A 15,172-nucleotide genomic window follows, 5' to 3' on the forward strand; every position below is an offset into this window, starting at 1 on the left:
TATGAGAAATTTTTTAGTAGTAGTAAGTATTTTTTTGGCCTCGGCGCTAGGGATGTCGCAAGAATTATCGTCGCCGGACGATAATTTTAAAATGAAATTTAATTTGAAGGATGATGGTTCTCCTACCTACCAACTTTTTTATAAAGGCAAGGAAGTTATAAAACCCAGCAAATTAGGTTTAGAACTTAAAGATGATAAAACATCATTAGTAAACTCTTTTGAAGTTACCAATACAGAAACGTCAACTTTTGATGAAACCTGGAAACCGGTTTGGGGTGAACAATCTGAAATTCGAAATCAGTATAACGAGTTGGCAGTGACGTTAAATCAGCCATTAGAAGATCGAAAAATGATTATTCGGTTCCGGTTATTTAACGATGGTTTAGGTTTTCGATATGAATTTCCTCAGCAAGAAAATTTAGTGTATTTTGTGATTAAAGAAGAGCATACACAATTTGCTATGACGGGCGATCATACCGCTTTTTGGATTCCCGGAGATTACGATACGCAGGAGTATGATTATACAAAATCCAAATTAACCGAAATACGCGATAAGTTTGATGGAGCAGTGACTTCTAATGCTTCGCAAACACAGTTTTCTAAAACCGGAGTACAAACTGCTTTAATGATGAAAACTAAAGAGGGTTTGTATATTAATTTACATGAAGCTGCTTTAAAAGAGTATTCGTTAATGAGTTTAAACTTAGATGATAAAAATTTAATTTTTGAATCTTGGTTAACTCCAGACGCACAAGGTAACAAAGGGTATATTCAAGCACCGGCAGTTTCGCCTTGGCGAACCATTATGGTGAGCGATGATGCACGAGATATTTTAGCATCTAATATTACCTTAAATTTAAACGAACCTAATAAAATTGATGATACTTCTTGGATAAAACCGATTAAATATATTGGTGTTTGGTGGGAAATGATTACCGGTAAAAGTAGTTGGAATTATACCAATGAGCTGCCATCGGTAAAATTAGGAGAAACCGATTTTTCTAAAGTAGAACCTAATAAAACTCATGGAGCGAATACTAAACACGTAAAAGAATATATAGATTTTGCTGCTGAAAATGGTTTTGATGCCGTTTTAGTTGAAGGATGGAATGAAGGTTGGGAAGATTGGTTTGGAAAATCGAAAGATTATGTATTCGATTTTGTAACCCCATACCCAGATTTTGATGTAGAAGAAATTCAAGAATACGCTGAATCGAAAGGTGTAGAAATGATGATGCATCATGAAACTTCGAGTTCGGTAAGAAACTACGAACGTCATTTAGATACAGCATACCAGTTTATGAAAAAATATGGATACAATTCGGTTAAAAGCGGTTATGTAGGCGATATTATCCCACGTGGAGAATTCCATTACGGTCAGTGGATGGTTAATCACTATTTGTATGCGGTTAAAAAAGCAGCTGATTATAAAATTATGGTAAATGCCCACGAAGCTGCTCGACCTACCGGATTACGTAGAACCTGGCCAAATTTAATAGGAAACGAGTCGGCTAGGGGAACCGAATATCAAGCTTTTGGTGGTTCTAATCCTAATCACGTTACTATTTTACCATTCACACGTTTAATTGGCGGTCCTATGGATTATACACCGGGTATTTTTGAAATGGATATTAGTAAATTAAATCCTGATAACAATTCTCATTTAAATGCTACCATTGCCAATCAATTAGCCTTGTATGTAACCATGTACAGTCCGTTACAAATGGCTGCTGATCTTCCTGAAAATTATAAACGTTTTCCAGATGCTTTCCAGTTTATAAAGGATGTTGCGGTAGATTGGGATAAGAGTTTGTATTTAGAAGCTGAACCGGGTGATTATATTACGATTGCTAGGAAAGCAAAAGGAACCGGAAATTGGTTTGTAGGAAATGTGAATGGAAATGAATCAAGAACTTCAAAAATCAAACTTGATTTCTTAGAAAATGGTAAAAAATATGAAGCCATTATTTATGCCGATGCTAAGAATGCGCATTATAAAACCAATCCACAAGCCTACAAAATCACTAAAAAAACAGTGACCAACCGAACTACTTTAAAACTGACTTCTGCACCGGGCGGAGGTTATGCCATAAGTATTTTCGAGAAAGAATAGTCTTTTTAAAATATAAGTTTTCAAAAAATAAAATTAGAAAAATACTATCCCGGGCTTGCTCCGGGATAGTGCTTTAAAAACGATTTATTTTAAGAGAATTTATACGATCTACAAATTGCTTAAATGTATAAACCGAAGTTTAGGAAGAAAAAATGCTAGCTAAAACGTAAATAATGAAAAAAAATATAAGCCTTAGTCTTGTTGCACTCTTGCTATTATTTTCAGGAGTAATACAAGCGCAAATCGATAAAATGGAACCACCTTTTTGGTGGAGCGATATGAAGCTGCAAGAACTTCAGATCATGTTCTACGGAAAAAATATCGGTACGTACGAAGTTACTTCAGAAGATGAAGTAGTCATCAATACTATTCGCAAAACCGAAAATTTAAATTATGTGTTTGTAACCATCAATTCAGGCGATATTGCTGCTGGAGATTACGAATTTACCTTCAGTAAAAAAGGAAAAAAAACCATCACAAAAACTTTTGAATTAAAACAACGAGCCGAAGGTTCAGCTTTGCGAGAAGGTTTTGATGCCAGCGATGCGATTTATTTAATTATGCCCGATCGTTTTGCTAATGGAAATCCAGAAAATGATTCTTCAGTACAAATGCAGGAAAAAGCCGATCGTTCTAAGCAAGGTGGGCGCCATGGTGGCGATATTCAGGGTATTATCGATCATTTAGATTATTTAGATGATCTTGGTGTTACAGCACTTTGGAGTACGCCTTTATTAGCTGACGATGATGCCGGATATTCATATCACACTTACGCGCAAAGCGATGTTTATAAAATCGATCCTCGTTACGGAACCAATGCAGATTATAAACGCTTAGCTGATGAACTTCATCAAAAAGATATGAAGTTAATTATGGATTATGTAACCAACCACTGGGGCAGCGAGCATTGGATGATTAAAGATTTGCCAACTTACGATTGGATACATCAATTTCCGGGTTACGAAAACTCAAATTATAGAATCACCACACAATACGATCCGCATAAGTCGGAACGTGATTTTACCTATTGTGTGGATGGTTGGTTTACCGGTACAATGCCAGATTTGAATCAGAGTAATCCGTTAGTGTTAAATTATTTGATTCAGAATGCAATCTGGTGGATCGAATATTCAGGATTAGACGGTTTTCGGGTAGATACCTATTCGTATAATGATAAAAAAGGTATTGCAAAATGGACAAAAGCGATTATGGATGAATATCCATATTTTAATATTGTTGGAGAAGTTTGGATGCACGATCAGGCGCAAATTAGTTACTGGCAAAAAGATAGCCCGATTGGTGCGATTCAGGATTACAATTCTAATTTACCATCGGTAATGGATTTTACCTTGCATGATGCGATGACGTCGATGTTTAATGAACCAGACGCCAGCTGGGATCGGGGAATGATAAAGGCTTACGAGAATTTTGTAAACGACTTTTTATATGCTGATACCGATAATTTAATGGTTTTTATGGGGAATCACGATACCGGTAGATTTAATGAAATTTCTGAGGGTAATTTCCAGAAATACAAAATGGCGATAACAATGATTGCTACCGTAAGAGGGACGCCGCAATTGTATTATGGAGATGAAATAGGAATGCGTGGCGATAAAGCTAAAGGTGATGGTGCGATTCGACAAGATTTTCCCGGTGGTTGGGAAGGCGATGAGCAATCTGCTTTTACTGCGGAAGGAAGAACAGAAATTCAAAATCGATATTTTGACTTCACTTCAAAATTGTTGAATTTCAGAAAAGAAAATGAAGTGCTGCAATTTGGAAAGATGCTTCAGTTCTTACCTGAAAAAAATGTCTACATATATTTCAGATATAATGATGAAAACAGTGTAATGGTGATAATCAATAACAGTGCTGAAGACCAGATTTTAGATCTTAAAAACTATGCTGAAGGAATCCAAGATTCGACATCTGGGAAGGAAATTATTTCCGGAGAAAACATTCAGCTAAATGAAACTTTACGCATTAAGGCTCAGGACGCCATGTTAATTCAATTACAATAAATAATAGGGATCAATATTGAGTGAGGATAAGTTTAATTATTAAATTTTTAAAGAAAATCTTCAAACTCAATCCTCACGTTTACAAACTATAATTGCCAAAGAATTTTAAATATTTGGAAAGCGAAAAAGTTTTCGGATTGTAAAAAATCCTATAATATGGGATATTTACCTTAGTAATATAAAATTTTAATAAACTGATAATAAAATTCACAAAATCCTAAAAACAGTCTCATTTTGAGACTATTTTTATTAGTTATTAACCGCAATCGATTTAGTTATGATTGAAATTAGGTTATAATTAAGATTTAAAATAGATTTGAGGTGATGGCAAATAAAATAAAAAAAATTGGTGTCTTAACATCTGGAGGTGATGCTCCCGGAATGAACGCCGCAATACGAGCGGTCGTTAGAGCTTGTTCTTTTTATAAAATTGACTGCGTTGGAGTTTATCGTGGCTATCAGGGCTTAATGGAAGGAGACTTCGAAGAGCTGAATGCCAGGTCTGTACGTAACGTCATAAATAAAGGTGGTACTTTCCTTAAATCTGCCCGCTCTATGGAATTTAAAACCAAAGAGGGTAGAAAACGAGCTTACGAGCAATTAACAAAAAATAACATTGACGCTTTGGTTGTTATAGGCGGAGATGGTACTTTTACTGGTGGAATATATTTTAGCCAGGAATTTGATCTTCCAATAGTAGGTATTCCGGCCACAATTGATAATGATATAAGTGGTACAGATTTTACTTTAGGTTACGATACAGCTTTAAATACTGTTGTTGAAGCTATAGATAAAATTAGAGATACAGCAAGTTCTCATAATAGATTATTCTTTATCGAAGTTATGGGAAGAGACGCCGGCGATATTGCACTAAATAGTGGAATTGGAGCAGGAGCAGAGGAAATTCTAATTCCTGAAGAAGATGAAGGCTTGGAGCGAATGCTCGAATCGCTTAGAAAAAGTAAAATGTCCGGCAAACTTTCTAGTATTATCGTTGTCGCTGAAGGTGAAAAGAGTGGAAAAAATATTTTTCAGCTCGCAGAACATGTAGAAGAGCAGCTAGAGGGTTACGACATAAGAGTATCTGTTTTAGGACATATTCAGCGAGGTGGTAGGCCAAGTTGTTTTGATCGTGTTCTGGCAAGTAAATTAGGAGTAGGAGCTGTAGAAGCTTTAATAGACGGCGACTCTAAGGTAATGATTGGTTTAAGCCATCAAAAAGTTGTTCGCGTTCCACTTACCACCGCTATCAACGGTGAAGCAAAATATGATAAAGAATTAAGGAGGGTGGCAGACATCACTTCAGTTTAAATTTTAAAAATAGAAAAATGAGTACAAAAATTGGAATTAACGGTTTTGGCCGTATAGGGCGTATTGCTTTTAGAATAGCAGCTCAAAGTGAGAAAGTAGAAGTAGTAGCTATCAACGATTTATTAGATGTAGATCATTTGGCTTATCTTTTAAAATATGATTCTGTACACGGTAAATTTAAAGGCTCTGTTGAAGTTAAAGACGGAAGTCTTATCGTAGACGGAAAAACAATTAGAGTAACTTCTGAAAAAAATCCAGCAGACCTTAAGTGGAAAGATGCAGGAGTAGAAGTTGTTTTAGACTGTACTGGTATCTTTACAGATTTAGATAACGCAAAAGCTCACCTTGAAGCAGGCGCTAGAAAAGTTGTAATTTCTGCACCTTCTAAAACTGCTCCAATGTTTGTAATGGGAGTAAATCACAACGAAGTTACTGCAGATCAGGATATCGTATCTAACGCTTCTTGTACTACTAACTGTCTTGCACCACTTGCAAAAGTGATTGATGATGAGTTTGGTTTAGTAGAAGGATTAATGACAACTGTACACGCATCTACTTCAACTCAATTTACTGTAGATTCTCCATCTAAGAAAAACTTTAGATTAGGCCGTAGTGCTATGGCTAACATTATCCCTAGTTCTACTGGTGCTGCTGTTGCTGTAACTAAAGTAATTCCTTCGCTTAAAGGAAAACTTACCGGGATGGCTTTTAGAGTTCCAACTACAGATGTTTCTGTTGTGGATCTTACAGTGAAAACTGAAAAAGCTACTTCTTACGAAGAAATTAAAGCAGCTTTCAAAAAAGCAGCTGATGGAGATTACAAAGGTGTGATTTCTTATACAGATGAGGCTGTAGTAAGCCAGGATTATGTATCAGATGCTCATACGTGTAACTTTGATGCTGAAGCTGGTATCGCACTTAATGATAACTTCTTCAAGTTAATCGCATGGTACGATAATGAGTATGGATACTCTTCAAAACTTATCGATTTAGCTGCTCACGTAGCTTCTCTATAATTAACTAATTTTAAGCCTGAAAAGTTATGCGTTAATTCAGAATTTTGAATTTGCATAGTTTTTCAGGCTTTTTTATCTCTAATCAATACCTAAACAAATGATACTAATAGCAGATGGTGGCTCTACAAAGTGCGACTGGATTTTGATGGACGCTTCCGGAGAAAAGATATTTAAAACCAGAACTAAAGGATTAAATCCGGCTGTATTTCCAGAAATAGTATTAGAACAACGTATAGAAGAAAATGCAGACCTAAGGGAAGTAAAAGACAAAGTACAACGAGTTCACTTTTTTGGTGCTGGATGTGGTACTGCAAAGCCAAGTGCGCTATTAGCAGGAATTATTGGTAATTTCTTTACCAATGCAGATGATGTAATGGTAAAAGAAGATATGGTCGCTGCTGTTTACGCTGCTACTACAGAACCTGGTATCGTTTGTATTCTAGGAACGGGATCTAACTCTTGTTATTTTGATGGAGAGAATATTCATCAATCTGTGGCGTCTTTAGGATACATTTTGATGGATGAAGCTAGTGGTAACTACTTCGGAAAAAGATTGATCCGTGACTATTACTATAAAAGAATGCCCCCTGAATTGGCGGTTAAATTTGAAGAAAAATTTGACTTAACCAGTGATGAAATTAAGAAAAATATCTACCAGAAGGACAATCCAAATACTTATTTGGCCTCTTTTGCAGAATTCATTTTTGCTAATGAAAGAAATGGATATTTTTACAAACTAGTACACGAAGGATTAACCGATTTTATACATTCTAGAGTTCTTTGTTATCCAGAATGTCGTACAACACCGGTACATTTTATTGGTACTATCGCTTATTTTAGCGAGGATATTATTAAAGCCGTGCTTCAACCTTACGGTATAGAAGTGGGGAATATCGTTAGACGTCCTATCGATGCTTTAGTAGAACATTATCGTAAAAATGTGTTAACTGCTTAAATAACAGTTTGCTAAAAAGAATATTTTACTAGATTTAAAGAAACTTTCTTTAAATGCTGGTAAAAGTTTATGGTAGTGCTGTTTTTGGAGTAGAAGCAACAACTGTTGCAGTTGAAGTAAATATAGACAAAGGCATAGGCTACCATTTAGTAGGATTGCCAGATAATGCTGTGAAGGAAAGCAGTTTTAGAATTGCCGCAGCATTACAAAATAACGGATTTAAATTTCCGGGAAAAAAGATTATAGTGAATATGGCTCCGGCCGATCTTCGAAAAGAAGGATCGGCTTACGATCTTACTTTTGCTATCGGTATTTTGGCAGCTTCTGGTCAAATTAAAGCCGAAAATATTTCAGAATACATAATAATGGGAGAATTATCCCTTGATGGAAGTTTACAACCCATCAAGGGAGCACTTCCTATTGCCATAAAGGCAAAACAAGAAGGTTTTAAAAACTTTATCTTACCGCAGCAAAATGCCAAGGAAGCGGCGATAGTTTCAGATATTAAAGTCTTTGGCGTCAATAATATTAAAGAAGTTTGCGATCACTTTGATAAAGCTACAGAATTACCTGAAACCACAATCAACACTCGAGAAGAGTTCTATAATCACTTAGATCATCCCGAGCATGATTTTGCCGATGTAAAAGGACAGGAATCTATCAAACGATGTATGGAAATTGCCGCAGCCGGAGGGCACAATATCATTTTAATTGGCCCACCGGGAGCCGGTAAAACCATGCTTGCTAAAAGATTACCAAGCATTTTACCACCTATGACTTTACATGAAGCATTAGAAACGACTAAAATCCATAGTGTTGTCGGTAAAATAAAAGATCATGGTTTAATGGCGCAGCGACCTTTTAGAAGTCCACATCATACAATTTCAGATGTCGCACTTGTTGGAGGTGGCGCTTATCCGCAGCCGGGAGAGATTTCACTTTCACATAACGGAGTTTTATTTTTAGATGAATTACCCGAATTTAAACGTAGTGTTTTAGAAGTGATGCGACAGCCTTTAGAAGATCGCGAGGTTACCATTTCTAGAGCTAGGTTTACAGTAACTTATCCTTCCAGTTTTATGTTGGTTGCTAGTATGAATCCCAGCCCAGGAGGTTATTTTAATGATCCAGATGCCCCGGTAACTTCTTCACCAGCCGAAATGCAACGCTATTTAAGTAAAATAAGCGGTCCTCTTTTGGATCGAATAGACATTCACATTGAAGTTACTCCGGTTCCATTCGATAAACTTAGCGAAGAAAGAAAAGGAGAAAACAGTATCGATATTAGAAAACGAGTAACTAAAGCCAGAGAACTACAGACTCAAAGATTTCTAGAGTACGAAAATATACATTATAATTCGCAAATGGGAACTAAGCAAATATCAAGATTTTGTCGTTTGGATTCGGCTTCAAAAGATTTATTAAAATCGGCAATGGAGCGCTTAAATCTTTCTGCAAGAGCTTATGATCGAATATTAAAGGTCTCCAGAACAATAGCCGATTTAGAAGCTTCCGAAGAAATTAAAGCAATGCACATAAGCGAAGCCATTCAATATCGAAGTTTAGATAGAGAGGGTTGGTTGGGCTAAATCTTTTTTCTTTTTAGCAAGACCTTTAAATTTTTGTAATTAATTTTTGATAAATTGTTCCTGAATTTTCAATCCATTTCGATTCATGAAAAAAATAGTGCTTGTTTTTGCAGCTTTTAGTCTTTTTTCCTGCAAAAAAGAAACAGCTAGTGATCCAGAGCAAAAAGAGGAAACCTCATCTGATTCTTTAATTGATGTAGAGGCAATTACAGAAACTATAAACCCTGAAACTACTGTCGAATTTACGCTAGAAGAAGCAAATCGTCTTGCTGAACTTCCGTTAGAATGTGTTGAAACACAATATCCTAATAAATTAAGCCAAACGCTGGAAAATGCCGAAGCTATGGGAGAACCTAAAGAATTGCATCCTGCATTTTTTGGTTGTTTCGATTGGCATAGTTCTGTACATGGACATTGGTCTTTAGTGGCACTTTTAAAACGTTTTCCTAATCTTGATAAAGCAGACGAAATTCGCGAAAAATTAAAAGCATCATTAACATCCGAGAATATCAAAGCTGAAGTCGATTACTTTAAAAGACCTCAGGCTTTGAGTTATGAGCGTACTTACGGCTGGGCTTGGTTATTGAAACTTGCAGAAGAATTAAAAACCTGGGATGATCCGATGGCAACTCAACTCGACAAAAATTTGCAACCGCTTACCGACTTAATTGTTTCAAGATATTTAGAATTTTTACCAAAATTAAATTATCCAATTAGGGTAGGAGAGCACACAAACACTGCTTTTGGTTTAGGTTTCGCTTATGACTATGCGTTAGCTGCTAACAATAGAGACCTGCAAGAAATTATTTCCAAAAGGGCCAAAGATTTTTATTTGAAAGATGATAATTGCCCCATTGCTTGGGAGCCTAGTGGGTATGATTTTTTTTCGCCCTGTTTGGAAGAGGTAGATATTATGAGAAGAATTATGCCTAAAAATGCATTTTTTCTATGGATAGAGGATTTTATGCCAGAACTGATGGAAAAAGATTTTTCTATTGAAGTAGGAGAAGTTTCTGATAGGAGTGATGGTAAGCTTGTACACTTAGATGGCTTAAACTTTAGTCGCGCCTGGGTTTTTAATGGTTTAGCCGATACTTATCCAGAAAAATTTGGGCATTTAAGCTCGCTTGCGGAAAATCATTTATCTTATTCTTTTCCTAATTTGGTAGGAGATTCTTACGAAGGTGGACACTGGTTAGGAACTTTTGCAATTTATGCTTTAAGCAGAGATAAATAATAATTTGAAGAATTATCTCAAAGAACTAGGTCCGGGAGTCTTAGTTTCTGCGGCTTTTATAGGACCAGGAACTGTAACGGCCTGTACATTGGCAGGTGTTAACTTTGGCTATTCTTTACTTTGGGCATTATTACTTTCCATTTTTTCATGTATCATCTTGCAGGAAATGGCGGCCAGGTTGGGTGTAGTTTCTCAAAAAGGATTAAGCGATAATATTCGAGCCGAGATTAAAAATCCTTTATCGCGATTCCTTGCTCTTGCTTTAATTTTTTCAGCAATTGTTATTGGTAACGCAGCTTACGAAGCCGGTAATATTACCGGAGCTGTTTTGGGATTAGAGGCCGTTTTTGGTGAGCAACATGTAAGTTTATTAAATTTTGAAGTAAATCTTTGGAGTCTCGCTATAGGAGCGGTAGCTTTTGCAATTCTTTGGGTAGGAAGTTATAAAGTTTTAGAGAAGATTTTTATCGCGTTGGTCATATTAATGAGCCTCGCATTTATTATTACCTCTATATTCATAAAACCTGATATTACTGAAATTTTAAATGGATTTATACCTAATAATATTTCTACCGGAATTTTAGGGGTCATCGCTTTGGTAGGAACTACTGTAGTGCCTTACAATTTGTTTTTGCACGCTTCGTTGGTTAGTGAAAAATGGAAAGGAAAAAAGTATCTTAAAACAGCTAAAATCGAATTGATCATTGCGATAGTTTTGGGCGGAATCGTTTCTATGGCGATCTTAATTTGCGGTGGAGCTTCTGGATTAAAAGGCGTAAACAATGCGGTAGATCTGGCCGAAGGTTTAAAACCTGTTTTTGGAGATTTTGCCTCCTGGTTTATGGCTATTGGTCTATTATCCGCCGGGATTACCTCTTCGATCACAGCGCCACTTGCGGCCGCTTATGTGGTAAAAGGTTGTTTGGGATGGCAAACTAATCTTAAGTCGGGTAAATTTAAGGTAGTCTGGGCAAGTGTGGTCATTTTGGGCGTATTTTGCTCGTCTTTAAAGATTCAGCCAATACAATTAATTCAGTTTGCACAAATTGCTAACGGAATATTACTTCCGGTCATTGCGATTTTCCTATTTTGGGTAGTGAATAAAACCTCAGTATTAGGTGATTACAAAAATACACTTACTCAAAACATTTTTGGTTTTATCGTGATTGCTATAGCTGTATTTTTGGGAGCAAAATCAATCTACACAGTTTTATAAAATAGCCTTATAAACTTCAAATCTTAGCAAGATTCAAGGCTTATCATTTCTTTTGCACTTTTCTACGGAAAAAACTTTATATTAAAATCCTAGCAAAATAAGACCATGAAAGAAATAGATATTAATTGCGATCTTGGTGAGGGTGGCGATTACGATCATTTGTTAATGCCATTAATTTCCAGTTGTAATATTGCCTGCGGTGGCCACGCTGGTGATCTAAGTATAATGGAAAAAACATTAGATCTTGCCATAGCAAATAAAACTAATATTGGTGCACATCCATCTTATCCTGATAAGAAAAATTTTGGAAGAAGATCGATAGCTATTTCTGCGGAAGCTCTAAAAAAAAGTATTCAGGATCAGGTCACTGCTTTACAACATATTGTTGAAGAAAAAGGAGCGAAACTACATCATGTAAAACCTCATGGAGCACTTTATAATGATGCAGCAAAAGATGAAAAAATAGCACAAATTGTAGTGGAAAGTTTGCTGGAAATCGATACTGATTTTAGTCTTTTTGTACCACTTAATTCTGTTATTTCTGAAGTTGCAAAAGGTAAAATAAATATGATTTTTGAAGCTTTTGCAGATCGAAATTATGAAGCCGATTACTCATTGGTAAGTAGGTCTAAATCGAATGCCGTAATCGAACAAAAAGAGGCTATTTTTAATCATGTTTTAGGCATGTTTCAGGAGCAAAAAATTACAGCAAAAAACGGTGAAATTTTGCCCTGTAAAGCAACTACGTTTTGCCTGCACAGCGACACCAAAAATTCAGTTGAAATTATACGATTTTTACATGAAAAATTTTCCGAAGAAAATATAAAGATTAAAAACACATGAGTAAGGAATTACCGCAAATTTCTTTGTTAGGCGATAGCGCAATTTTGGTTCAGTTTGACCAAATTATAAGCGAGAAACTACTAGAAAAAGTATTGTTTTATAAAAGATTGATTCAGCAGCTTTATGTTAAACAAAAAGTTGAAGTAATCAATACATATAACTCGATATTAATTAATTACTTTGTTGCTATAGAAGATGCTTATAGTGACCTAGAAGCCGTTAAAGAGGTTTTTCAGCATAACAATAATACAAAAAATATAGATAGTCGTGTTTTTGAAATTCCCGTGTGTTACGATCTTGATTTTGGTATCGACCTTGAACTTATTGCAAAAGAGAAAAACCTGGAAGTTTCAGAAATAATTTCACTGCATACAAAGCCAGAATATCGAGTTTATTTTATGGGTTTTTTACCCGGATTTTTATACCTGGGTGGGCTTGATAAAAAACTTCAGATTTCAAGAAAATCACAACCCCGAATGAAGATCGAAAAAGGGGCTGTGGGAATCGGTGAAAATCAAACAGGAATTTACCCAAAAGTGAGCCCCGGTGGTTGGCAAATTATTGGTAATTGTCCGCTTACTTTCTTTGATAAAAATGAAGATATTCCTACGCAAATTTTGTCGGGAGATTGCATCAAATTTAAGAGTATAGATAAGCAAGAATATAGACAAATAAAGGAGCAGATTAAACACGGGAATTTTCAACTTAAAAAACTAGAGCGAAATGGGTAAAATGAAAGTTTTACAACCGGGACTTTTTAGTAGCATTCAGGATTATGGAAGATTTGGGAACATGAAATATGGCGTTCCTGCAAGCGGAGTAATGGATCGATATGCTGCAAGAACTGCTAACCTTATGTTGCGAAATGATGCGAATGATGCAGTTTTGGAAATTACCATGATGGGGCCTAAACTAGAATTTACCGCCGCAACAAAGATCGTAATTTCAGGAGCTTTTCTTAGTCCGAAATTGAATGATAATGAACTTGAAAATAATACAGTCATAGAAATTTCTAATGGCGATATTCTAAGTTTTGGAAGAAGACTTTCTGGATGCAGGGCTTACGTGGCAATTTCTGGTGGTTTTGCTACGGAAGAAATTTTAGGAAGTAAAAGCTGGTATGAAGGAATTAGCGAACACCAAAAGTTACAAAAGGGAATGGAAATTCCTTTTACTGAAGATGCACTAAGTAAAATTGAAACCTTTGCAGCTTTAAAGTTTGATGATAAGTATTTAAGATCTTCGAAGATTGAAGTCTATAAAGGCCCAGAATTCGATTTTCTTTCAGAAGAACAAAAATCCCAATTGGAAGCTTCAGAATTTAGTATCGATCAAAACAATAGCAGAATGGCGATACAGTTGCAAGAAGAATTATCAAATGAGCTCGATCCTATAATAACAGGACCGGTAATTCCCGGTACGGTGCAATTAACACCTTCAGGAAAATTAATTGTCTTAATGAGAGATTGTCAAACTACTGGAGGTTATCCAAGAGTTTTGCAGTTAACAAGTGAGGGTATAAGAACTATTGCGCAAAAATTAACGAACGAGAAGATTAAATTTTTGATTCAGGAATCGCTGTAAAATAAAAAAGTGCCGACTAGATGTTTAACGAAGTAATAAAGACCCTACTCAGAATTACTTCACAATCTATCGACACTTTTTTGCCCCAAAACACCTTAGCTAACTAAAATGATATTTCAAATGTAGTTTAAAAGATTCGCATAACAAAGGGGAAAAAGCCCCATTTTCGTTAAAAATTCTTTGTTAGGGCAATATATACGTTCAAAATAGCCTTTAAAACTACTTTTTTTATCAAAAACGTTAAACTAAATTTTTTAAGCGTTAATTCTTAAAACGCTCTAACATAGTAAAATGATGGGAAAAGTAGATTATGAGAATAAATAAATTCAATTCCTTCGTCATTAATTTTTAAATTTTATAGTTGAAAGTAGATCAATTAAAAATTTTTATGCTAAAATATTAATGTTCTTATGAAAGGTATTTTCAACTTATTAAATCGAAGAAAGAAGCTATACAATTCAAATTTTAGCTTTTATTATTTTAAACAATAGGATTTTGAAATTTAGGTAAGCGTTAAATTTCTTTTGTAGCTTTTTCACTTCCCTATCTTTGCACTATCCAAAGCAAACCTAATTAGTATAATGAGCAAATCGATAGTTATTGTTGATGATCATACACTTTTTGGCCAATCCCTAAAGATTCTGATTAATTCCTTTAAAGATTATCGTGTAAAAGCGGTTTATAAGAACGGAAAAGAACTGCAGGATAATCTTAGAATGATGGATCTGCGTCCCGACATTATTCTGTTGGACGTGCGTATGCCAGTGATGGATGGGCTAGAAACAATGCAGTGGTTAAAACAAGAATTTCCGAAGCAAAAAGCTATGGCACTAACCATGGAAGATGACGAAGATACGCTACTAAGAATGTTAAGTTATGGGTGTAGGGGTTATCTTTTAAAAGATATAGATCCAGATAAATTCAAGCAGGCTTTAGATCATGTGATAACTACTGGTTATTATGTAGATAATGAGTCAACGGCTCAGCTAGCGAAAAAAGAATCTCTCAAAAATGTGTTTTCTGAACGGGAAATAGAACTGCTTAAGTATGTTTGTTCTGAAATGACCTATAAAGAAATTGCTTCAGTAATGCATCTTAGTCCAAAAACCATTGATGGATATCGTGAAAGCCTATTTACTAAACTAAATATAAAGAGTAGAGTAGGTCTTGCCGTTTATGCAATTAAAAATAACTTTTATACGATTTAATATTCCCTGTTTTTAGCTTCATTTTTTGAAAATCTAAAGTTTTTGATAGTATCTTCGTTACGCAATAAAACATGCG

The 15,172-nt window shown here is 35.4% G+C and carries 12 protein-coding genes; all 12 read left to right on the forward strand.

The annotated features are described in order from the left end of the window. Window position 1: 1 nt before the first annotated feature. The 12 genes from PBT91_RS06235 (at window position 2) to PBT91_RS06290 (ending at window position 15,096) form a co-directional block, all read left to right on the forward strand. Window positions 2-2,113: a glycoside hydrolase family 97 protein gene (locus PBT91_RS06235; protein WP_270060914.1), complete on the forward strand. Its 2,112-nt coding sequence runs from the start codon at window positions 2-4 to the stop codon at window positions 2,111-2,113. Between the two features lie 173 nt (window positions 2,114-2,286). Continuing rightward, window positions 2,287-4,137, forward strand: a complete 1,851-nt coding sequence (locus tag PBT91_RS06240; protein ID WP_270060915.1) for a glycoside hydrolase family 13 protein — start codon at window positions 2,287-2,289, stop codon at window positions 4,135-4,137. Between the two features lie 324 nt (window positions 4,138-4,461). Continuing rightward, complete coding sequence (gene pfkA / locus PBT91_RS06245) at window positions 4,462-5,448, forward strand: 6-phosphofructokinase (RefSeq protein WP_270060916.1); 987 nt, start codon at window positions 4,462-4,464, stop codon at window positions 5,446-5,448. A gap of 17 nt (window positions 5,449-5,465) precedes the next feature. Continuing rightward, complete coding sequence (gene gap, locus PBT91_RS06250) at window positions 5,466-6,464, forward strand: type I glyceraldehyde-3-phosphate dehydrogenase (RefSeq protein WP_270060917.1); 999 nt, start codon at window positions 5,466-5,468, stop codon at window positions 6,462-6,464. Window positions 6,465-6,561: 97 nt separating this feature from the next. Next, window positions 6,562-7,419, forward strand: coding sequence for an N-acetylglucosamine kinase (locus PBT91_RS06255; protein ID WP_270060918.1), 858 nt, complete (start codon window positions 6,562-6,564; stop codon window positions 7,417-7,419). Window positions 7,420-7,472: 53 nt separating this feature from the next. Continuing rightward, window positions 7,473-9,008, forward strand: coding sequence for a YifB family Mg chelatase-like AAA ATPase (locus PBT91_RS06260; RefSeq protein ID WP_270060919.1), 1,536 nt, complete (start codon window positions 7,473-7,475; stop codon window positions 9,006-9,008). An 85-nt stretch (window positions 9,009-9,093) separates the two neighbouring features. Next, window positions 9,094-10,245, forward strand: a complete 1,152-nt coding sequence (locus PBT91_RS06265) for a DUF2891 domain-containing protein (RefSeq protein ID WP_270060920.1) — start codon at window positions 9,094-9,096, stop codon at window positions 10,243-10,245. A gap of 4 nt (window positions 10,246-10,249) precedes the next feature. Continuing rightward, the gene (locus PBT91_RS06270) at window positions 10,250-11,461 is read left to right on the forward strand and encodes an Nramp family divalent metal transporter (protein ID WP_270060921.1); all 1,212 of its coding nucleotides are present in this window, start codon (window positions 10,250-10,252) and stop codon (window positions 11,459-11,461) included. 105 nt (window positions 11,462-11,566) lie between these two features. Then, window positions 11,567-12,304, forward strand: coding sequence for a 5-oxoprolinase subunit PxpA (gene pxpA, locus PBT91_RS06275; protein WP_270060922.1), 738 nt, complete (start codon window positions 11,567-11,569; stop codon window positions 12,302-12,304). Continuing rightward, complete coding sequence (pxpB, locus tag PBT91_RS06280; protein WP_270060923.1) at window positions 12,301-13,035, forward strand: 5-oxoprolinase subunit PxpB; 735 nt, start codon at window positions 12,301-12,303, stop codon at window positions 13,033-13,035. Before pxpA ends, pxpB begins: the two co-directional genes overlap by 4 nt. 1 nt (window position 13,036) lies before the next feature. Beyond that, the gene (locus PBT91_RS06285; RefSeq protein WP_333474239.1) at window positions 13,037-13,888 is read left to right on the forward strand and encodes a biotin-dependent carboxyltransferase family protein; all 852 of its coding nucleotides are present in this window, start codon (window positions 13,037-13,039) and stop codon (window positions 13,886-13,888) included. A 581-nt stretch (window positions 13,889-14,469) separates the two neighbouring features. Then, window positions 14,470-15,096, forward strand: coding sequence for a response regulator transcription factor (locus tag PBT91_RS06290; protein ID WP_270060925.1), 627 nt, complete (start codon window positions 14,470-14,472; stop codon window positions 15,094-15,096). Window positions 15,097-15,172: the final 76 nt, after the last annotated feature.

This window comes from Zunongwangia sp. HGR-M22 (assembly GCF_027594425.1).
Classification (GTDB): domain Bacteria; phylum Bacteroidota; class Bacteroidia; order Flavobacteriales; family Flavobacteriaceae; genus Zunongwangia.